The following is a 19,432-nucleotide window of genomic DNA, read 5'->3' as shown; positions in this document are numbered from 1 at the left end:
CGCTGCGTCAGGCGAAGTCCAGGCGCGTCTCTCCGCTCGGCGGGATCTTCACGGTGCGGACGACGTCGGCGTGGCGGACCCGCGTTTCGTCGTCCGGCGCGCCGCGCAGCACCACCTCGGTCGGTCGTCCGTCAGCCCAGGCGACATCGAGGCCGAAGCCGCCGCGCGCCCGGACGCCGCGCAACCAGCCCTTCGGCCAGGCGGAGGGCAGGGCGGGCAGGATCTCGATCTCTCCCGGTCGCGACTGGACGATCATCTCGGCCATGCCGTTGGTTCCGCCGAAATTGCCGTCGATCTGGAAGGGCGGATGGGCGTCGAACAGATTGGGATAGGTGCGTTCCGGGCCCAGCAGCAGCCTGAGCACGCGGTGGGTCCGGTCGCCGTCGCCCAGGCGCGCCCACAGGTTGATGCGCCAGCCGATGGCCCAGCCGGTCGACAGGTCGCCGCGCTGCTCCAACGAGGTCCGGGCGGCCAGGGCGAGATCAGGGGTGTCGCGGCGCGAGATCTGCCAGCTGGGGAAGAGGGCGTAGAGGTGCGAGACGTGGCGGTGGTGCGGCTCGGGCGCCGCCATGTCCCAGTCCTCCAGCCATTCCTGCAACTGGCCAGCCTTGCCAATGCGGTCGGCGGGCAGGCGGGCGCGGGCGGCCAGCACCTCACGGCGGAAAGCGGCGTCCTTGCGCAGGATCTGCGAGGCCTCGGCGACATGGGCGAACAGGTCGCGCAGGATCTGGCTGTCCATGGCGGGGCCGGCGCAGACCGCGGCCCCGAACGGGTGCAGGTTCTCCGGCGACAGCGACGGACAGGTGACCAGGCCCGAGCCGTCCGGGTGCTCGACCAGGGTGTCGAGGAAGAACTGGGCCGCCCCCTTCATCACCGGATAGACCTCGGCCAGATAGGCCTTGTCGCGGCCGTAGTCGTAGTGGTCCCACAGGTGTTCGCACAGCCAGGCGCCGCCCATGGGCCACAGGCCGAAACGGGCCCCGTCGATGGGGGCGGTGGCGCGCCACAGGTCGGTGTTGTGATGGCAGACCCAGCCGCGCGCGCCGTAGTTGACGCGGGCGGTGACGGCGCCGGTCTCGGCCATCTGCTTGACCATGGCGATCAGGGGCTCGACGCACTCCTGCATGGCCAGGGGTTCAGCGGGCCAGTAGTTCATCTCGGTATTGATGTTGATCGTGTATTTCGAGCCCCACGGCGGGCTGGTCTTGTCGTTCCACAGGCCTTGCAGATTGGCCGGCTGGGTCCCTGGGCGCGAACAGGACAGCAGCAGGTAGCGGCCGTACTGGAAGTAGAGGGCCGCCAAAGCCGGATCGTCCAGGGTGGCGGAACTGGCGACCCGCTGGTCGGTCGGCCTTTGCGCGGCCTCGGTGGTCCCGACGGCGAAACCGACGCGCCGGAACAGGGGCTGGTAGTCCGCCAGATGGCGCGCCTTCAGCCGGTCGAAATCCGCATCCAGCCTCGCCAGGGCGGCCAGGGTCCGGGCGCGCGGATCGGCGCTGACGTCCTTGGGTCCCACGTGGCTGGTGGCCATGGCGATCAGGATCAGGGCCTCGTCGGCGCCTTCGACGCGCAGGGCGCCGTCCTTGCCGAACGCACGCCCGCCGCGCGGCAGGATGCGAACCCGGGTTTCGAATCTCAGCGCGGCGGGGATGTCGAACTGGGAACCGTTGCGGCCGGTCAGGACCAGATCCCCGTTCTCGACGGCGGCGTCGCCCGCCTGGGGCGTCTCGAAGCCGGCGTCGAAGCTCAGCGCGCCCGGGCGGTCGGCGGTCAGCCGCACGACGATGACGTCGTCGGGGCGTGAAGCGAACACTTCGCGGCGATAGCCGACGCCGTCCAGGCGGTACTCCGTCGTGGCCAGGGCCTGATCCAGATCCAGCTCACGCCGATAGCCGCTCGCGCCCGATCGGACGCCGAAGGTCAGGAGCAGGTCGCCGATGGTCTGATAGCTCATCTGCCGGATCGGCCGGGCCATCATCCGGGCCTGGGCCAGAGCCTGCGCCTCCGGATAGCGGCCCTCGAAAATCAGGCGGCGCACCTCGGGCAGGGCCTCGAGCGCGTCGGGGCTGGAGGGATCATAGGGGCCGCCGGCCCACAGGCTGTCCTCGTTCAGTTGCAGTCGCTCGCGGGCGACCCCGCCGAAGACCATGGCGCCCAGCCGCCCGTTGCCGACCGGCAGGGCCTCGACCCAGGCCTCGGCCGGATTACGGTACCAGAGCTTGGGCTCGGCCTCGTCGCCGATGCGCGGCAGGGGAACGACGGTCGGCTGGGCCAGGACCATCGGCCCTGCGCCCGCGAAGGCCGCCGTGGCCGCGGCGCCCATCAGCAGTCGCCGTCGATTGAAGCCTGCCGCACCCGCCTTGAACGTCGTCATTCCCGCTTCCCCATCTTTTCGGATCAATTAGTAGTATGATACGATGAAGAACAGCGGCGCAATACGGCGCGCACGCAGGCTGGCCCCAGGCGATCGGGTCGAAACGATTCAGGCTGTCTGAAGAGAGTGGTGCCGCTTAGGTGACTCGAACACCTGACCCCATCATTACGAATGATGTGCTCTACCGGCTGAGCTAAAGCGGCTCCGGTCGGCGGCCTGACGAGTGTCGGTGGCCGCGCGAGGTCGGGTCTTTATACGGGTCCGGCGGACTTGCCAAGCGCTGTCAGCACGGAGTTTTCATCCGGGGCGTCGGCGGTGCGGATTTCGGTGAAGCTGAAGGCCGTCAGCGGGGCCGCGGCGGCGGCGGAAATGCAGACGGCGAGGCGGTTTGCGACGGTCTCGGGTGTCGCGATGCGGGCGAAGGCGCGGGCGGCGCGGGGCGAATGCAGCAGGACGGCGTCGAAATCGGCGGGCGGGGCCACGTCGGTCTCCTCGGCGGCGTAGACCTGCAGGCGTCGGACGGCGTGTTCGGGCAGGAGAGCGGGCAGGTCGCCGGCGGGCTCGCGGGCGCCGGGGGCGAGGATCAGGCCGTGGATCGGGCTGGCGGCGATGAGGCGGGCGAGGGCGTGGATGTCGCCGGCGGCCGAGCGGGCGTCGGTGAAGCCGGCGTCGCGGGCGGCCTCGGCGGTGGCGTCGCCGACCGCGAAGACGGGAAGGTCGCGCAAGTCCGGCGTCAGGGCGGCGAAGGCGGAGACGCCGTTGGGGCTGGTGAAGGCCAGGGCCGCGACCGAGGCGAAGTCAGGCGCGGCGTCGAGGGCGTCGGGCAGGGGGCGAATAGCCAGCAGGGGGGCGACCACGGGCTGGAAGCCGAGCGCCGTCAGCCGGGCGGCGGTGCGCGCGGCGCCGGGCTGGGCGCGGGTGATCCAGACGCGGCGGATCGGCCGCATGGCCTAGAGGTCGATCTTCTGGTCGCCGGCCTCGGCCTGGACCTCGCCGCCGAGACGCAGGCCGAGGGCGCGAGCGTGGTCGAGGGCGGTTGAGGACGAAACGCCCGAGATTTCCCCGACGCGGCGCCAGCGGGCCGAGCCGTCGGGGCTGAGCATTTCCGTGGTCAGGCGCAGGGTCCCGTTCTCGATCAGGGCGTAGGCGCCGATGGCGGTGCGGCACGAGCCTTCCAGCGCGGTCATGGCGCCGCGCTCGGCGGCGACGCAAAGCGCGGTCAGGTCGTGGTTGAGGGCGCGGGTCCAGTCGGCGTCGGCGTCGCCCTCGCGCGTCTGGATGGCCAGGGCGCCCTGGCCCGGGGCGGGCAGGAAATCGTCCAGCGACAGGCGCTCGCGGATGACCTCGGAGAAGCCGAGACGGTTCAGGCCGGAACAGGCCAGGAGGATGGCGTCGAAGTCGCCGTCCTTGAGCCGCTTCAGCCGGGTGTCGACATTGCCGCGCAGCATCTCGATCTGCAGGTCGGGGCGCAGGGCCAGGGCTTGCGCTTGCCGCCGCAGCGAGGCGGTGCCGAGGCGGGCGCCGTGGGGCAGGTCGGCGAAGCTGGCGAAATGCGCGCTGATGAAGCCGTCGCGGGCGTCTTCGCGCTCGGGGACGGCGGCGATGGCCAGCCCCTCGGGCTGTTCGGCGGGGACGTCCTTCATCGAGTGGACGGCGACATCGACGCGGCCGTCGAGCAGGGCCTCCTCGATCTCCTTGGTGAAGAGAGCCTTGCCGCCGACTTCGAGCAGACGGCGGTCCTGAATCCGGTCGCCGGTGGTGACGATCTCGACCAGGGGGACCAGGGTTTCGATGTCGGCCTCGGCGACGCCCAGCGCGCGGCCGATGGCGCGCTGCATCATGCCGGACTGGGCCAGGGCCAGCCTGGAGCGGCGGGTGCCGATGCGGAGAAGCGGGGTCATGAGGTCGCGCAGCCGTTGCGAAAGGGGAACCGGGCCGCTACCTCGACCCGATGAACACTGGCGCGGACTATAGCAGCGGAACGACGGGGGCAACCGAACGGCGATCGGACGGATTGACCGTGCTGGGTCTGGAGACCAGCTGCGACGAGACCGCCGCCTCGGTGGTGCGCCTGTCGGCGGCCGGGGCCGAGGTCCTGTCCAGCGTCATTCACAGCCAGATCGACGAGCACGCGGCTTTCGGCGGGGTGGTGCCGGAAATCGCCGCGCGCAGCCATGTCGAGATGATCGACGGCGTCGCCCGCCGGGCCATGCTTGAGGCCGGGATCGACTATGCGGCGCTGGACGGGGTGGCGGCGACCGCCGGGCCGGGACTGGTCGGCGGGGTCATGGTGGGGCTGAGCTACGGCAAGGCCGTGGCTCTGGCGCGCGACCTGCCGCTGATCGCGGTCAACCATCTGGAAGGCCACGCCGTGTCGGCGCGGCTGGGGGCGGAGACGACCTATCCCTTCCTGCTGCTGCTGGTCTCGGGCGGGCATTGTCAGTTGCTGGAGGTGCGAGGCATCGGCGACATGAGCCGGCTGGGCACCACCATCGACGACGCGGCGGGCGAGGCCTTCGACAAGATCGCCAAGGCCATGGGGCTGGGCTACCCCGGCGGGCCGGCGCTGGAGAAGCTGGCCGAGAAGGGCGACGGGTCGCGCTTTGACCTGCCGCGCGCCCTGCTGGGGCGCAAGGACTGCGACTTCTCCTTCTCGGGCCTGAAGACGGCGGCCTCGCGGCTGGCCCAGACCTGTACGAGCGAGCAGGACAAGGCCGATCTGGCCGATGCGGTGCAGAAGGCCATCGCGCGTCAACTGGCCGAGCGGACCGAGCGGGCCATGGTCGCGTATGCAGAGCAGCATGAGGTTCTGCATTTCGTCGTCGCTGGGGGCGTGGCGGCCAACAAGACGATCCGGCGCACGCTGGAGGATCTGGCGACCAAGCACGGCTTCAGCTTCCTGGCGCCGCCCATGGTCTATTGCACCGACAACGCGGCCATGATCGCCCTGGCAGGGGCCGAGCGGCTGGAAAAAGGCCTGACCTCGGACATCGATGTCGCCGCCCGGCCGCGATGGCCTCTGGACGAGGCGCGCGCGAACGCCGATCCTGTGCACAAGAAAACGGGCCGCAAGGGCGCCAAGGCTTGATCTGCCGGCGTTCGAGCGGTGGTCGGGGGACCGGAGAAGACATGGAATTTCATACGGCAGGCGTGATTGGCGGCGGCGCATGGGGCACGGCCCTGGCGCAGAGCGCGGCGGCGGCGGGCCTGGCGGTCGTCCTGCAGGCGCGCGAGCCGGAGGTCATCGAGAGCATCCGCACGCGGCGGGTCAATGACGCCTTCCTGCCGGGGATCGAGCTGGACTCGGCCATCAACGTCACCTCGAACCTGGCCGATCTGGCCGACTGCGATCTGATTCTGGCGGTGCCCCCGGCCCAGCATATGCGGGCGACGCTTCAGGCCTTCGCCCCCTACGCCCGGCCCGGCCTGCCCATCGTCCTGTGCGCCAAGGGCGTCGAGCGCGGCTCGCTGAAGCTGATGACCGAGGTGCTGGCCGAGACCGTCCCCTCGGCGACCCCTGCCGTCCTGTCGGGCCCCAGCTTCGCCGCCGAGGTGGCGCGCGGCCTGCCCAGCGCCGTCACCATCGCCTGCGAGGACGAGGACATGGCGGTCGCCCTGGCCACGGCCCTGTCGGGGCCGGTCTTCCGACCCTATCTGGCCGACGACCTGATCGGGGCCGAGACGGGCGGGGCCTTGAAGAACGTCCTGGCCATCGCCTGCGGCATCGTCGAGGGCCGCGAACTGGGCCGCAGCGCCCACGCCGCCGTCATCACCCGCGGCTTCGCCGAGATCGTCCGCGTGGCCCAGGCCCTGGGCGGCAAGGCCGAGACGGTCGCCGGCCTGTGCGGCCTGGGCGATCTGGTCCTGACCTGCTCCAGCCCGCAGTCGCGCAACATGAGTCTGGGTCTGGCCCTGGGTCAGGGGATGAGCGTGGAGCAGGCCCTGGCCGGCAAGCGGTCGGTGGCCGAGGGCTATGAGAGCGCGCCCGCGGTGCGCGAGCTGACCCGCAAGCTGGGCGTCGAGACCCCCATCTGCGAGGCCGTCGCCGCCGTCCTGGCGGGCGAGACCACGGTGGACGCGGCCATCGAGGCCCTGCTGACCCGGCCGCTCAAGCCCGAACGCGAATAGTCAGCCCGCATTTTTCCGCTCATCCCCGCGGAGGCGGGGACCCAGTTCGAGCCGTTTCTCAGACCCATGCCCATCTCTATTCAACGTGCGCCGTCTCTGGCCAAAGCACTTCTGGCCAAAGTACTGGGTCCCCGCCTCCGCGGGGATGAGCGGGTGTGGGGATGACGGACCAGCCCGTCGCCGAAGAGCGTAAGCGCGTCTGGAAGACGCCGCCGAACGTGCCCCTGTGCGCGGAAGACGACATCGCCGATCCCGGCTCGCGCGGCTTCGTGCTGCAGATCGGCGAAGCCTTCTTCCACGGCTTCGTGGTCAAGAAGGACGGCGCGGTCGCGGGCTGGGTCGACCGCTGTCCGCACGCGGGCTTCCCCATCGCCATGGAACTGGACCGCTATCTGACGCCGGACGGGTCGCTGATCCTGTGCGGTTGGCACGGAGCGGTGTTCGAGCCGCTGTCGGGCGCCTGCGTCGGCGGACCGTGCGCGGGCGGCAAGCTGACGCCCTGGCCGGTCGAGGCCAGGGGCGGGATCATCCGGACGGCCTGAGGTCGGGCTATTCCTTCGGGACGATCTTGGGGTCCTTGGTGAAGGCGTCGTCGACCTCTTCCTCGGTGATCCGCTTGGACGGGTCGCCGGGCTGGTTGAGGTTCTGTTCCTCGGTGCCGTCGCCCATCATGCCGGGATGGGGATCGGTCTTCTTGGGGTCTTCGGCCATGTCGGGCTCCTTGCTGGACACGCAAGCAACACGGGCGGCGGGACGGCGTTCCATCACGCCGCCTTGAATCAGGGTTTCAGGCGTTCGGCGTTGGCCACGACGGCGGCGTGGATCGGCGACAGGGCCTCGGCCTGCAGCTTCAGCATGGCCTCGCCCAGGCCCCAGCCGTCAGCGATGGCCCTTGACCACACGCCCATGCCCCAGGCGGCCTGCAGGGCCGCGGCGCCGGCCAGGCTGTCGACGCCGGCCAGCCGGGCCAGGTGGGCCGAGGCTTCAAGACCCTCGCGGTCGGCGATGCGGCGGCCCTGGTCGGCCAGATCGAGGGCGCCTGTGGCCACGGCCCCGGCCGAGGCCGTCAGGGCCTCGACCTTTTCCACGCCCATCCGCCCCAGCTCGGCGTGATCGGCGCGCAAAGGGTCGGCCAGGGCCTCGCCCATGATGGCCAGACGCCGGGCGATGACCTGGGCCGAGGCCTCGGCGGTCTCCTGTCCGACGCGGGCGGTGCGGGCGGCGCGAGCAATGGGGTTCATGCGGTGAGCCTGGGCCTGTTCCGCTCGCGGGGCAAGCGGATCAGGCCCCTTAGCTTCAGGGCAGGACTTCGGCGGCGAAGGCCGAGACGTCCTGGATCAGCGCCGGGATGGAGGCGTCGATGATGCGCTGGCCCTTCTCGGGGCTGGCCTGGGCCGGGTCCGAGCCGATGCGGCCGTCCGGGAAGCGGGCGCGGTAGTCGAGCGCGTCGCGGATCGGGCCCATGGGGGCGATCTTGGGGCTGTAGTCGGCGATCTTGATGTGGTCGGGATAGGCGGCCTGGGTCACCGCGATCTCGGACGGAGTGGCGTGGGCGCCGTGACCGACGGGGAAGATCTCCTCGCACAGCTTGTGCACGCCGGGCAGGTCCCACCAGTTGCGCAGCTTCAGGATAAACGGAGGTTGCTCCTCGACGAAGGACCACTCGGCGTAGATTTCCGAGAAGGTGGCCTCGATGGTGGCGACGTTGCCGCCGTGGCCGTTGAGGAAGTAGATGCGCTCGAAGCCGTGACGGGCCAGCGACGACACCCAGTCGGTGATGGCGGCCATGAAGGTCGAGGGGCGCAAGGAGATGGTGCCGGGGAAGGCCAGGTGATGCTGGGCCATGCCGATGTTGAAGGTCGGAGCGATGATCAGGCGCTCGTCGCCCTTCTCGGCGGCTTGGGCGATGATCTCGGGGCAGAGCCAGTCGGTGCCCAGCAGGCCGGTCGGGCCATGCTGCTCGTTGGAGCCGATCGGCACGATGACCGTCTTGGACAGGGCGGCGCCGTCCTTCAGGCGCGCGTCGATCTCGGGCCAGGACGACAGGTGGATCAGCATGGGAGAACTCCGCGAGGGGGGCAGAAAGACCTCGGCGCTTTACGCCGATCCGGCGAAAGGGCCAAACGCCGCGCTCGGGTTGGCGCCTAGGTCGGAGCGAAGGCGCGGATGAAGCGGCGGGCCGTCTCGCGGGCGCGACCCGGGACGTCGTCCTGATGCGGGTGCGGCAGGCCCAGGACCGACCGCAGGTGGCCGTGGCCCAGGACCATGCCGGCGAACATCTCGGCGGCGGCGGCGGGATCGGGCACGGACAACAGGCCCAGTCGTTCCTGCTCGGCCAGCCAGGCGGCGATGCGGCGCACGCTCTCGCCCGGTCCGGCGTCGTAGATGGCGCGAGCCAGTTCAGGGGCCTGGGGCGACATCAGGGCCACGCCGCGCAGGGAAGCGCCCTTGCCCTCGCTGCAGATCTTGCGGATCAGGGTCTCGGCGATGGCGCTCAGAACCTCTTCGGGCGTGGCTCCGGATTTCAGCGGCGCCGTCACCGCGTCCGAGCGCCGGGCGGCCAGGGCGCGGGCGATGTCGAGCTTGGTCGGAAAGCGGTTGTAGAGGGTCTGTTTCGACACGCCGGCGCGTCGGGCGATCTCGGTCATCGAGGCGCCCGCCCCCTTTTCCACGAACAGGTCCGAGGCGGCCTGGAGGATGGCTTCGCTCTTGTGTTCGTCGACCTGACCGGGGGCGCGGGGCATCAGTGGACCTCGGACGGGCCGGCCGAGGGATCGGGCTTGCCGGGCTTGGACAGCAGGGTGACGAAGGCGGCGCAGGCGCAGGCCACCGCCAGCAGGGCGAAGGCGTCGCCGAAGGCCAGGGTCGTCGCCTGCTTCTGCAGCATGCCGTAGAAGGCCTTCATCGCGGCGGCCTGGGGGTCGATGGAGGCCGAGAAGCGCTGGGCCATGCCGGCGATCATGTTGCGCGCCGCCGTGTCCGACTGGTTGATGGCGCTGGTCAGCTCGACCATGTGCAGGGCCGAATTCTGGGTCAGGGAGGTGTTGAGGATGGCCAGGCCGAAGGCGCCGCCGACGTTGCGCGACAGGTTCACCAGACCCGAGGCGTTCTTGACCATGTGCGGCGGCAGGGTGGACATGGTCACCTGCTGCGAGGCGATCATGGCGATCATGACGCCGCAGCCGCGCACGGCCTGAACCCCGGCGAACTCCCAGAAGCCCCAGTCTCCGGTCACCAGTCTCGCGTCCCACATCCCCCAGGCGCACAGCATGAAGCCGAGGAACATCAGGATGCGGGGGTCGACGGCGCGCACCAGCCGCCCGGCGAAGGGGGCGGTGAGGAACATGGCCAGCCCCGAGACGACCATGGTGGTGCCGACCTCGGCCGCCGAATACTCGCGCACCCGGCCGAGGAAGAGGGGCAGCAGGAAGGTGCCGCCGAACAGGGCCGCGCCCACGATGAAGGTCATGACGACCCCGACGACGAAGTTGCGGTTGGCGAAGGCGCGCAGCTCGACGATCGGATTGAAATAGGTCAGCGAGCGCCAGATGAAGGCCGGGCCGCAGATGGCCGCGACCAGGCTGAGCAGCAGGATGTGGTCGTCGGCGAACCAGTCATTTTTAGCTCCTTCCTCCAGCACGAATTGCAGGCTCATCAGGAAAGCCGCCATCAGGCCCAGACCCCACCAGTCGAAGCCCTTGGCCAGCGACGGGTCGCCCTTGTCGAAGTGGGCGTAGCGGCTGACCAGGAAGAGGACGAGCACGCCGGGGAAGACGTTGATGAAGAAGAGCCAGCGCCAGCTGAGCGCCTCGGTCAGGTGGCCGCCCAGGGTCGGGCCGACGGTGGGGGCCAGGGTGACGATCAGACCCATGATGACGCTGGCGGTGACGCGCTTTTCGGGCGGGAAGGCGGTGAAGGCCACGGCGAAAACGGTCGGGATCATGGCCCCGCCGAGGAAGCCCTGCAGCGCGCGGAAGAAGATCATCATCTCGACCGAGGACGACAGGCCCACGACCACGCTCATGATCAGGAAGCCGGTGCAGGAGGCCAGGAACAGCTTCTGCGTGCCCCACAGCCGCGACAGGTATCCCGACAGGGGGATCATCACGACCTCGGGGATCAGATAGGCGGTCTGGATCCAGCTGATCTCGTCGGCCGAGGCGCCGACCCCGGCCTGAATTTGGGGCAGGGAGGCGGCGACGATCTGGATGTCCAGGATGGCCATGAACTGGCCGATGACCATGCCGGCGAAGCCGAGCAGAAGGACGGTCCAGTTGATGTCTGGTTTGGCCGAGACCGCGACTGCGACCAGACCCTCCGCCGGGGCGGCCTCGGTCACCGGGCCGTGTCCAGCGAGGCGACGGCGACGTCGCCCAGATGGGCGTCGGCGAAGGCGGCGCCGCCCTGGCTCTTCAGGTCGACCTTGACCTCGACCGACAGACCGGGGCGCAGGGTGACGGACTCGCCCGAGGCGCGGCGGTCGACGACGATGCGGACCGGCACGCGCTGTGTGATCTTGGTGAAGTTGCCGGTGGCGTTCTCGACCGGGATCAGGGCGAACTCAGAGCCGGTGGCGGGGGCGAAGCTGTCGACGCGGCCGACGATTGCCTGGCCCGGGAAGGCGTCGGCCTTGATCTCGACCGTCTGGCCCAGACGCATGCGGCCGACCTGGGTCTCCTTGAAGTTGGCCACCACATAGGTGTCCTGCACCGGCACGATGGACATCATCTGTCCGCCGGCCTGCACCACCTGGCCGACGCGCACGCCGCGAGCGCCGACGACGCCGGCGACGGGGGCGCGGATGACAGTGCGGTCGAGGGTCAGTTGAGCCTGTTCGACCAGGGCGCGGGCCTGCTCGACGGCGGCGACGCTCTGGCTGCGGGTCGAGCCGAGGACGGCGGCGGTGCGCTGTTCAGCGGTCAGGGCGGCCTGGGCCTGGGCGACCGAGGCGCGGGCGGTTTCAGCGGTGGCGCGCTGGGTCTCGATGCGCTGCTGCGACACCCAGCCCTGCTCGGCCAGCTTGCCGTAGCGATCGACCTCGGCGCGGGCCAGCTTGGCCTGGGCGTCGGCCTGGGTCACGGCGGCGGCGCGAGCGGCGATATTGGCCTGTTCCTGTTCGGCGCGGGCGTCGACATTGGCCACGGCGGCGGTCAGGGCCGACAGATTGGCCTGGGCCTGGGCCAGCGCCGCCTTGGCGTCGGCGTCGTCCAGACGGGCCAGGACCTGACCGGCCTCGACGCGCTGGTTGTCCCTGACCAGGACCTCGATCACCGAACCGCTGATGCGGGGGCTGACCGAGACGGTGTCAGCCTGGACGAAGGCGTTGTCGGTCGCCTCCCAGCGCTGCTTGCCCTGCCACCAGACCACGCCGCCGGCGATCAGGGCGAGGCCGACGACGCCGCCGACGATCAGGGGCAGGCGTTTCTTGAGAGTGGCGGGGAGGGCCATGGGGAGACAGCTCGCTTCGATTTCGGCGCGTAAAATGGACAGAAGCGTCCATAAATCAAGAGGCGTCTGCGCGATTTTGTCGCACCGTGTCGATTCCGTTCGGTTGACGCCGCGTTCGCGGAAGGCGAAGCGGGAGCATGACCGTCCGCCAACGTCCCCCGTCCAAGGCTGTCCGCGCCGCCCTCAGCCCGCCGCCGGGCAAGCGGTCGCGCGCGCCGAAGAAGGCGCCGGTCGGGGCGGTGATCGGCTGGCCGCCGGACGAGGACCGGGTGGAGGAGATTTTCACCCGGCTGTCGGGGGTCATGCCCGATCCCAGGACCGAGCTGGACTTCGTCAATCCCTACACCCTGGTCGTGGCCGTCGCCCTGTCGGCCCAGGCGACCGACGTAGGGGTCAACAAGGCGACCAAGGCCCTGTTCGCGGTGGCCGACACGCCGCAGAAGATGCTGGCGCTGGGCGAGGAGGGGCTGATCCCCCTGATCGCCTCCATCGGCCTCTATCGCACCAAGGCGAAGAACGTCATCGCCGCAGCGCGGATGCTGGTCGAGCAGCACGGCGGAGAAGTGCCGCTGAACCGCGCCGATCTGCAGGCCCTGCCCGGCGTGGGGCGCAAGACCGCCAGCGTGGTGCTGAACGAACTGGGCATCGAACCGGCCATCGCGGTGGACACCCACGTCTTCCGGGTCTCGCACCGGCTGGGGCTGGCCAACGCCGCGACCCCGGACAAGGTCGAGGCCCAACTGCACAAGGTGGTGCCCGAGGCCTGGCTGCCCAAGGCCCACCATTGGCTGATCCTGCACGGCCGCTACACCTGCCTGGCGCAGCGGCCAAAGTGCGGGGCCTGCGTCATCGCGGACCTGTGTCCGTCGCGGGCGAGTTTCGTGGGCGTTTGATTTCTGTCGTCATCCTCCGGCGAGCGGCGCAGCCGCGCAGACCGGGGGACCCAGCGGCGCCCGGAGGGCGAAAGCTCCGCACGCCGCGCTTGTCGTGAAGATCGCCTTCGGCGCCGCTGGGTCCCCCGGTCGCCCTGCGGGCGCCGGAGGATGACGGAAGAAGAGGGGACGGGCTGTTAGAGCCCCAGCCGCTCCGCCACGGCGCGGCCGAAGCGGGCGCCGGCCTCGGGGGCGGCGCCGAGGTAGAAGTCGGGCTCGATCAGTTCGGCCTCCATCAGCAGCCACTGGCCGTCGGCGTCGGGGACCATGTCGATGCGAGCATAGAGCAGCGGCTCGTCGATGGCGGCCAGGGTGCGTTCGGCCAAGCTCAGCGCGCCCTCGGGCGCCTGATCCAGCCGCTGGTACTGACCGCCGTACTGGACCTGGATGCGGAACTCGTCGGCGTGGGCCGGGCGCTTGTTGACGACGTGGCTCAGTTCGCCGCCGAAGAAGAGGAGGGAGGTCTCGCCGGCCGTGGCGATGGTCGGCAGGAAGGGCTGGATCATGGCCCCGCCTTCCGGAGCGTCGGTCAGCACGTCTTCCAGCAGGTCCCCCGCCGCGACCTTGAGCGTGCGCCAGGCGCCGCCGGACACGGTGGGCTTGACGATCAACTGCTCGGCGCCGGTGGCGGCAAAGGCCGCCTCGACCACGGCGGGGCTGGCGTGATCGGTCCAAATGGTCGGCGGGATGGCCACGCCCTTTTCCGCCAGCCGGGCCAGGTAGCGTTTGTCGGAGTTCCAGCGCAGGACCTCTGCGGGATTGGCCAGGGGCGCGCCCGCGTCGGCCCAGGTCGCGCAGGCCTGCATCCAGCGCTCATGGTCGCGGTGGTAGCCCCAGACGATCAGGGGCAGGACCAGGGGAAAGTCCATCAGGCCGTGGGCGTTCTCGATGTGATCGGTCCAGGGCGTCGGACGCGCCTTGATCCCCGCCGTGGCCAGGGCCGCCGCCAGTCGGTCCAGCACGCCCGGCCATTGCCCGGCGTAGGAGGGGTCGGCGGGGTCGGGGGTCAGGACGGCGACTTCGGTCATGCGATTGCTCCTCGGAGGCGACCTGCATAGGCTGTTTTCGGCGGCGTCGAAAAGCCCGGCGCTGGCGTCGTGGCCCTTGTCCCGCTATGGGGCGCGCATGACCCAGAACTCCTCTTCGTCCGTCTCGGGCGCCCGCTTCGACGTCTGCGCCGTCGGCAACGCCATCGTCGATGTGCTGAGCCCGTGCGAGCCCGCCTTCCTTGAGGCTCAGGGCCTGACGCCCGGCTCGATGCAGCTGGTGGACGAGGCCCAGAGCGCGGCCCTTTATGACGCGATGGAAGCGGGGGTCGAGGCCTCGGGCGGGTCGGCCGGCAACACGGTGGCGGGCGTCGGCTCGTTCGGCGGTCGCGCGGCCTATATCGGCAAGGTCGCGAAAGACACGCTCGGCGAGGTCTTCAGCCACGACATCCGCGCCGCCCACGTCCATTTCGACACCCCGGTTCTGGAAGACGGCGCGGGCGCCGGCTTCGGCACCGGCCGCTGCCTGATCAACGTCACGCCCGACGCCCAGCGCACCATGTGCACCTTCCTGGGCGCGGCCAACCAACTGACGACCGCCGACATCGACGTCGACCTGATCGGCGCCAGCGAGATCGTCTATCTGGAAGGCTATCTGTTCGACCCGGCCCCGGCCCGCGCCGCCTTCGAGGCCGCCGCCGCCGCCGCCCATGCGGCGGGCCGCAAGGTCGCCATCACCCTGTCGGACAGCTTCGTCGTGCACCGCTGGCGCGCCGAACTGCTGGCCTTCATCGAGGCCTCGGCCGACATCGTCCTGGCCAATGAAGGTGAACTGCACGCCCTGTTCGAGACCGAGGACTTCGATCACGCCGCCGCCCACCTGGGCCGCATCGTCGAGGTCGCCGCCGTGACGCGCGGTGAAAAGGGCTCGGTCATCTTCCGCGGCGACGAACGGGTCGAGGTCGCCGCCTTCCCGGTCGACAAGGTGGTCGACACCACGGGCGCGGGCGACCAGTACGCCGCCGGCGTGCTGCTGGGTCTCGCGCGCGGCCTGTCGCTGGCCGAGGCCGGGGCGCTCGGGTCGCTGGCCGCCTCGGAAGTGATCGCCCACTGGGGCCCGCGTCCCATGGTCAAGCTGGAGGCCCTGGCCGCCGAGCACGGGCTGAAGCTCTGATCGCGATCAAGGGCTGTGTGCGGGGGGCGCTTGCCGTTCCCCGTCGCGCCGCGTAATCGGCGGACCATGTTCGGCCTCGCCAATCCCGACCGCTTCATGCGCTTCACCCGCCCGGTCACGCCGGTGCTGTGGGGGCTGGCGCTTGTCCTCCTGGTGGTCGGAACCTGGCTCAGCTTCACCGCGCCCGCCGACTATCAGCAGGGCGACACGGTGCGGATCATGTTCATCCATGTGCCCGCCGCGACCCTGGGGCTGGGGGCCTATGCGGCCCTGGGCGTGTCGAGTTTCTTCGCCCTGGTGTTTCGCCATCCGCTGGCCGACGCCGCCGCCCGCGCCGCCGCCCTGCCGGGCGCGGTGCTGACGGGTCTGGCCCTGATCACCGGCTCCTTGTGGGGCCAGCCCATGTGGGGGACCTGGTGGGTGTGGGACGCACGGCTGACCTCGGTGCTGGTGCTGTTTCTCTTCTACCTCGGCTACATGGCCCTGCGCGCCTCGATCGACGACGAGGCCAAGGCCGGGCGCGCCGCGGCGGTCCTGGGCCTGGTCGGGCTGATCAACCTGCCTATCGTCAAGTTCTCGGTCGACTGGTGGAACACCCTGCATCAGCCGGCCTCGCTGCTGCGTGCGGGGGGGACCAGTCTGGACCCGGCTTACCTTGCGCCCCTGCTGACCATGATGGCGGCCTATGGGATGCTGTTCGGGGCCATCTGGCTGACCTCGATCCGCACCGAGGTGCGCCGCCGCCGCGTCCTGACGCTGCGCGCCCGCGCCGCGCAAGAAGCCTGATTGGAAGCCTAAGGAGCCGCCGATGCTGGATCTCGACATGAGCCCCTACGGCGTCTTTGTCTGGTCGTCCTGGGCCATCAGCGCCGTGGCGCTCGCCGCCATCTCGATCCGGGCCTTGGTCTCCGCCCGGCGCTGGAAGCGTGAACTGGCCCGTCTGGAAGAGGCGCGCAAATGAACCGCTGGTTCGCCCTGGTCCCCATTGCGGCGCTGGTCGCTCTGGGCGTCTTTCTGATGGTGCAACTGAACACGCTGTCCGGTGCGCCGGGCGAGGGGCGTGAATACAAGCCCGACGCCCTGGTCGGCCAGCCCATCCCCGAGACCGTCCTGCCCATCCTGCAGGGCGAGGTCGAGACCGATCAGCGGCTGGACCTGAAGACGGCGGGCGTCGGCAAGCCGATGATCGTCAACCTGTTCGCCAGCTGGTGCGCGCCCTGCCGCCTGGAACACCCGCAGCTGATGAAACTGAAGGCGCAAGGCGTCAATGTCATCGGCGTGGCCTACAAGGACGAACCGGTCGCCACGCGCGCCTTCCTTGACGAACTCGGCGATCCCTACGCCCTGGTCCTGGTGGACCGCGAAGGCCGGGCGGGGCTGGACCTCGGCGTCTCGGGCGTGCCGGAGAGCTTTGCGGTGGACGCCTATGGGACCATCGTCGCCAAGTCGTCGGGGCCGGTGCTGACCGACGCGGACCTGCAGAAGCTGGTCGATGCGTTGAAGGCCCCGCCGCGCTGAGGTCATCCGGCGTGAAACAGGGTGAATCGCGTATTAACCATATCTAGACCGTTTGGGCGGATCGTCGGCTCATGTCCGCGATTCCTTCAGACCGTCCGGCCTTTCCGCCTCCCGCAGGCGGCGCGGCCCATGCGCTGAGAACCTCCCAGTCCGCCTTCTTCCGCGCGGCCATGGGCATGAGCGCGCCGGCGCCCGCGACGGCTCCGGTCGAGACGCGGGCGGACACGCCGGTGCGATCCGTTCAGACGCCCGAAGCGCCCTCGACCGCACGCTATCAGCGGCCGGGCTCCCTGCTGGATATCCGGGTCTAGGCTTTCGCCACGTCCTTGAGCGGGATGACGACCGCGTCGATCGTAACCGCGTCAGCCGCTGGTTCGACGACCTTCTTCTTCTTTTTCGGCTTGGCGCCGTCCAGCGCCTTCTTGGCGGCCTTCTCGGCCTTGCGGGCCTCCTTGGCCGCCTTCTTGGCGATCTTGGCTTCGGCCCTGGCCTGTTCGGGGGCGGCGTCGGCGGCGTCGGTCAGGCTGGTCAGCAGGTCGAGGAAGCCCTCGCGGCGGGCCTTGGGCAGGAGGGCCAGGATGCGCTTGTCGGCGGCGGCGACGCGGGGGCGGGCGGCCTCCAGCGCGGCCTGACCGAGCTCAGAGAGGCGCACGGCCTTGGCGCGGGCGTCCAGCGCCGAGCGTTCGCGTTCCAGCAGGCCCTTGGTCGTCATGCGGGCGACCAGATCGGCCAGGGTCGAACGGTCGATGCCGGTGGCCTTGACCAGATCGGTCTGGGTCAGGCCCGAACGGACTGAGACCGCCTCCAGCACCGCGAACTGGCGCTGGGTCAGGCCGTCGGGGCCGGCCTCTTCGGCGTAGATGTCGAGGGCCAGTTGCAGCACCCGGTGCATCAGGTGGCTGGGCGATTCCGCCAGCCCGCCCTTGATCTTCGCCTGCTTGCCCGACTTGACCATCGTCTTCGATCCCCGTTCCGGCCGCGAGGAGAGGGCCGGATATGGCGCGACAGCTAACAGTCGCGCTTTACGCTTTGACGACGGTAAGCCTGACGGTTTGAAGACATTTTGTCTGGTCCTACCGCGCTTCGCGCTACTTGAGGCGCGACGTCATCGTCATCCCGGAAGTGGTGAAGTCGCTATCCGGGACCGCAGAGGAACGCCACGCTCAGGCCAAGGTTGCGCCTGTCGCGGTCCCGGCTCGGCGCCCTGGCGGGCTTGGCCGGGATGACGGGGCTAGAGCCCCGTGTCGGGCGAGATGGGGCCGGGCTCCTCGTCCTTGATCATGTTCTTCATGATCAGCGGCACCTGGCACAGGCCGAAGATGGAGGCGGCGATCCACAGGACGCCGCGGAAGGCGGTCCAGACGCCGTTGGGGTCGGGCGTGCCCAGGTTCAGCGCCGACCAGATGGCGGTGACGGCGGCCGGGCTGCGGAACACCTCGTTGGCGATGGCGACGCAGAGGAAATAGAGACCGTAGCGCAGGGTCAGGGTGCGCCAAGCCTGGTCCGTGACCTTGATGGCCGAGCCGAGCAGGGCCTTGAACGGCGACTTCTTCAGCGGGATCGAACCCAGGAGGACGGCGGCCAGCAGGCCGTTCTGCACCGTCAGCTTCAGCTTCACGAACAGGTCGTCGTCGGTGAGGATGGTCAGGGCGCCGAAGACCAGGGCGAAGCCGCCGGTGATCAGCGGCATGGGGGCCAGGCGGCGCTCCAGCACGAAGCCGACGGTCAGGGCGATGGCCGAGGCGATGACCAGGACCCAGGTGGCCTTGATCATGTCGCGGGTGATGAAATAGGCGGCCATGAAGGCGATCAGGGCGCCGAAATCGACGGCCTGACGGATCCACTGCGGGCGCTTGGTTTCGACGGCTTCACTCATACGCTTTAGTTCTCAAGCCCGACCAGTGATCGGGAAAACGCGCGCGCGTCGAAGGCTTGCAGGTCATCGACGCCCTCGCCGACGCCGATCAGCTTGATCGGGGCGTCCGAGGCCTGGGCCACGGGGACCAGGACCCCGCCGCGCGCCGTGCCGTCCAGCTTGGTCATCACGACACCAGACACATAGGCGGTGCGGCCGAAGATCTTTTCCTGTTCCAGGGCATTGCGGCCCACGGTGGCGTCCAGCACCAGCAGGGTCTCGTGCGGAGCGTCGGCGTCGACCTTCTTGAGCACCCGGACGATCTTGAGCAGTTCGTCCATCAGGGTCGACTTGTTCTGCAAGCGACCGGCAGTGTCGATCAGGACCACGTCGAAGCCCTCGGCCTTGGCCTTGGTGTAGGCGTCAAAGGCCAGACCGGCGGCGTCGGCGCCGTCGCGGCGGCTCTCGAAATGGGCGCCCGCACGGTCGGCCCAGACCTTGAGCTGTTCGCGGGCGGCGGCACGGAAGGTGTCGCCGGCGACGATCATGACCCTGGCGCCCCTGGCCGTCAGGTCAGACGCGATCTTGCCCAGGGTCGTGGTCTTGCCCGAGCCGTTCACCCCGACGAACAGGACGACATAGGGCTTGGGCCCGCTGAGGGGATCAAAGCTGGCCTGACGCGGCAGCAGCTCGGCGGCCACGGCCTCGGCCAGGGCCTCCTTGACCTCGCGCTCGTCCGAGCTCTTGCCGAAGCGTAAGGCGCGGAAACGCTCGACGATGCGGGCCGAGGCGGCGGGGCCCAGGTCGCTCTCGATCAGGTGCTCTTCCAGACGCTCCAGCGCCTCTTCGGACAGGGGCTCCTTCACGAAGGTCGAGACGACCTGTTCGGTCATCTGCTTGGAGGACCGGGACAGACCCGCGCTCAGTCGCTGGAACCAGCCTTTTTTGGGCGTATCGCTCATGCTGCGAGCCTTAGCCGACGCCGGTTCGCAGGTCACTACAAACCGCTAGTCCTTT

22 protein-coding genes and 1 tRNA gene are annotated in these 19,432 nt (G+C 69.9%); 9 read left to right on the top strand and 14 right to left on the bottom strand.

Going from position 1 to position 19,432, the window contains the following annotated elements; all coding sequences use genetic code 11:
- Positions 1 to 7: 7 nt before the first annotated feature.
- The 4 genes from B3K53_RS12770 to hemC all read right to left on the bottom strand — a co-directional run bounded on the left by B3K53_RS12770 (position 8) and on the right by hemC (position 4,275).
- Positions 8 to 2,374, bottom strand: a complete 2,367-nt coding sequence (locus tag B3K53_RS12770; RefSeq protein WP_292084791.1) for a glycoside hydrolase family 95 protein — start codon at positions 2,372 to 2,374, stop codon at positions 8 to 10.
- A 127-nt stretch (positions 2,375 to 2,501) separates the two neighbouring features.
- Positions 2,502 to 2,577, bottom strand: a tRNA-Thr gene (locus tag B3K53_RS12765).
- 48 nt (positions 2,578 to 2,625) lie between these two features.
- Positions 2,626 to 3,321: a uroporphyrinogen-III synthase gene (locus B3K53_RS12760; RefSeq protein WP_292084790.1), complete on the bottom strand. Its 696-nt coding sequence runs from the start codon at positions 3,319 to 3,321 to the stop codon at positions 2,626 to 2,628.
- Between the two features lie 3 nt (positions 3,322 to 3,324).
- The gene (gene hemC / locus B3K53_RS12755) at positions 3,325 to 4,275 is read right to left on the bottom strand and encodes a hydroxymethylbilane synthase (RefSeq protein ID WP_292084788.1); all 951 of its coding nucleotides are present in this window, start codon (positions 4,273 to 4,275) and stop codon (positions 3,325 to 3,327) included.
- Positions 4,276 to 4,325: 50 nt separating this feature from the next.
- Here hemC and tsaD point away from each other — a divergent pair, with 50 nt between their 5' ends.
- The 3 genes from tsaD (at position 4,326) to B3K53_RS12740 (ending at position 7,044) form a co-directional block, all read left to right on the top strand.
- On the top strand, positions 4,326 to 5,462 hold the full coding sequence (gene tsaD / locus B3K53_RS12750) for a tRNA (adenosine(37)-N6)-threonylcarbamoyltransferase complex transferase subunit TsaD (RefSeq protein ID WP_292084785.1): 1,137 nt from the start codon (positions 4,326 to 4,328) through the stop codon (positions 5,460 to 5,462).
- Positions 5,463 to 5,503: 41 nt separating this feature from the next.
- Positions 5,504 to 6,502, top strand: coding sequence for an NAD(P)H-dependent glycerol-3-phosphate dehydrogenase (locus B3K53_RS12745; RefSeq protein WP_292084784.1), 999 nt, complete (start codon positions 5,504 to 5,506; stop codon positions 6,500 to 6,502).
- A 161-nt stretch (positions 6,503 to 6,663) separates the two neighbouring features.
- Entirely contained in the window at positions 6,664 to 7,044 is a 381-nt protein-coding gene (locus B3K53_RS12740) for a Rieske (2Fe-2S) protein (protein ID WP_292084783.1), read from the top strand.
- 7 nt (positions 7,045 to 7,051) lie between these two features.
- Here the strand turns inward: B3K53_RS12740 and B3K53_RS12735 are convergent, their stop codons facing one another.
- From B3K53_RS12735 to B3K53_RS12710, 6 genes are all read right to left on the bottom strand, one after another.
- Complete coding sequence (locus B3K53_RS12735) at positions 7,052 to 7,213, bottom strand: hypothetical protein (protein WP_292084782.1); 162 nt, start codon at positions 7,211 to 7,213, stop codon at positions 7,052 to 7,054.
- Between the two features lie 68 nt (positions 7,214 to 7,281).
- Positions 7,282 to 7,743, bottom strand: a complete 462-nt coding sequence (locus B3K53_RS12730) for a phasin family protein (RefSeq protein WP_292084780.1) — start codon at positions 7,741 to 7,743, stop codon at positions 7,282 to 7,284.
- A 55-nt stretch (positions 7,744 to 7,798) separates the two neighbouring features.
- The gene (locus B3K53_RS12725; RefSeq protein ID WP_292084778.1) at positions 7,799 to 8,560 is read right to left on the bottom strand and encodes a creatininase family protein; all 762 of its coding nucleotides are present in this window, start codon (positions 8,558 to 8,560) and stop codon (positions 7,799 to 7,801) included.
- A gap of 86 nt (positions 8,561 to 8,646) precedes the next feature.
- Positions 8,647 to 9,246, bottom strand: coding sequence for a TetR/AcrR family transcriptional regulator (locus B3K53_RS12720; protein WP_292084776.1), 600 nt, complete (start codon positions 9,244 to 9,246; stop codon positions 8,647 to 8,649).
- Positions 9,246 to 10,841 carry a DHA2 family efflux MFS transporter permease subunit gene (locus B3K53_RS12715; RefSeq protein WP_292084775.1) on the bottom strand — a complete coding sequence of 532 codons (1,596 nt, stop codon included), beginning with the start codon at positions 10,839 to 10,841 and terminating at the stop codon, positions 9,246 to 9,248. The genes B3K53_RS12720 and B3K53_RS12715 overlap by 1 nt, the downstream gene beginning before the upstream one ends.
- Complete coding sequence (locus B3K53_RS12710; protein WP_292084773.1) at positions 10,838 to 11,950, bottom strand: HlyD family secretion protein; 1,113 nt, start codon at positions 11,948 to 11,950, stop codon at positions 10,838 to 10,840. Before B3K53_RS12710 ends, B3K53_RS12715 begins: the two co-directional genes overlap by 4 nt.
- A 137-nt stretch (positions 11,951 to 12,087) precedes the next feature.
- On the opposite strand from B3K53_RS12710, the gene nth reads away from it, so the two are divergent.
- Positions 12,088 to 12,843 (top strand): endonuclease III, encoded by a 756-nt coding sequence (gene nth, locus B3K53_RS12705; protein WP_292084772.1) that lies wholly within the window; start codon positions 12,088 to 12,090, stop codon positions 12,841 to 12,843.
- A gap of 176 nt (positions 12,844 to 13,019) precedes the next feature.
- Here nth and B3K53_RS12700 read toward each other — a convergent pair whose 3' ends face one another.
- Positions 13,020 to 13,910 (bottom strand): ATP-grasp domain-containing protein, encoded by an 891-nt coding sequence (locus B3K53_RS12700; RefSeq protein WP_292084770.1) that lies wholly within the window; start codon positions 13,908 to 13,910, stop codon positions 13,020 to 13,022.
- 97 nt (positions 13,911 to 14,007) lie between these two features.
- Between B3K53_RS12700 and B3K53_RS12695 the strand changes: the two genes are divergently transcribed.
- From B3K53_RS12695 to B3K53_RS12675, 5 genes are all read left to right on the top strand, one after another.
- Positions 14,008 to 15,042 (top strand): adenosine kinase, encoded by a 1,035-nt coding sequence (locus tag B3K53_RS12695; RefSeq protein ID WP_292084768.1) that lies wholly within the window; start codon positions 14,008 to 14,010, stop codon positions 15,040 to 15,042.
- Between the two features lie 66 nt (positions 15,043 to 15,108).
- Positions 15,109 to 15,828: a heme ABC transporter permease gene (locus tag B3K53_RS12690; RefSeq protein WP_292084766.1), complete on the top strand. Its 720-nt coding sequence runs from the start codon at positions 15,109 to 15,111 to the stop codon at positions 15,826 to 15,828.
- 22 nt (positions 15,829 to 15,850) lie between these two features.
- Positions 15,851 to 16,003: a heme exporter protein CcmD gene (ccmD, locus tag B3K53_RS12685; RefSeq protein ID WP_292084765.1), complete on the top strand. Its 153-nt coding sequence runs from the start codon at positions 15,851 to 15,853 to the stop codon at positions 16,001 to 16,003.
- Positions 16,000 to 16,560, top strand: coding sequence for a DsbE family thiol:disulfide interchange protein (locus B3K53_RS12680; protein WP_292084764.1), 561 nt, complete (start codon positions 16,000 to 16,002; stop codon positions 16,558 to 16,560). The genes ccmD and B3K53_RS12680 overlap by 4 nt, the downstream gene beginning before the upstream one ends.
- Positions 16,561 to 16,631: 71 nt before the next feature.
- Positions 16,632 to 16,871: a hypothetical protein gene (locus B3K53_RS12675; RefSeq protein WP_292084763.1), complete on the top strand. Its 240-nt coding sequence runs from the start codon at positions 16,632 to 16,634 to the stop codon at positions 16,869 to 16,871.
- On the opposite strand, the gene B3K53_RS12670 is transcribed toward B3K53_RS12675, so the two are convergent.
- The 3 genes from B3K53_RS12670 to ftsY form a co-directional block, all read right to left on the bottom strand.
- The gene (locus B3K53_RS12670) at positions 16,868 to 17,515 is read right to left on the bottom strand and encodes a MarR family winged helix-turn-helix transcriptional regulator (RefSeq protein WP_292084762.1); all 648 of its coding nucleotides are present in this window, start codon (positions 17,513 to 17,515) and stop codon (positions 16,868 to 16,870) included. The genes B3K53_RS12675 and B3K53_RS12670 overlap by 4 nt on opposite strands.
- Before the next feature lie 276 nt (positions 17,516 to 17,791).
- Positions 17,792 to 18,436, bottom strand: coding sequence for an inner membrane-spanning protein YciB (locus tag B3K53_RS12665; protein WP_292084761.1), 645 nt, complete (start codon positions 18,434 to 18,436; stop codon positions 17,792 to 17,794).
- 5 nt (positions 18,437 to 18,441) lie between these two features.
- Complete coding sequence (gene ftsY / locus B3K53_RS12660) at positions 18,442 to 19,377, bottom strand: signal recognition particle-docking protein FtsY (RefSeq protein ID WP_292084760.1); 936 nt, start codon at positions 19,375 to 19,377, stop codon at positions 18,442 to 18,444.
- Positions 19,378 to 19,432: the final 55 nt, after the last annotated feature.

Source organism: Brevundimonas sp. UBA7506, from assembly GCF_002479495.1.
Taxonomy (GTDB): domain Bacteria; phylum Pseudomonadota; class Alphaproteobacteria; order Caulobacterales; family Caulobacteraceae; genus Brevundimonas.
Note: the sequence above shows the minus strand (reverse complement) of the source record. Positions and strands in the feature narration are given on the sequence as shown.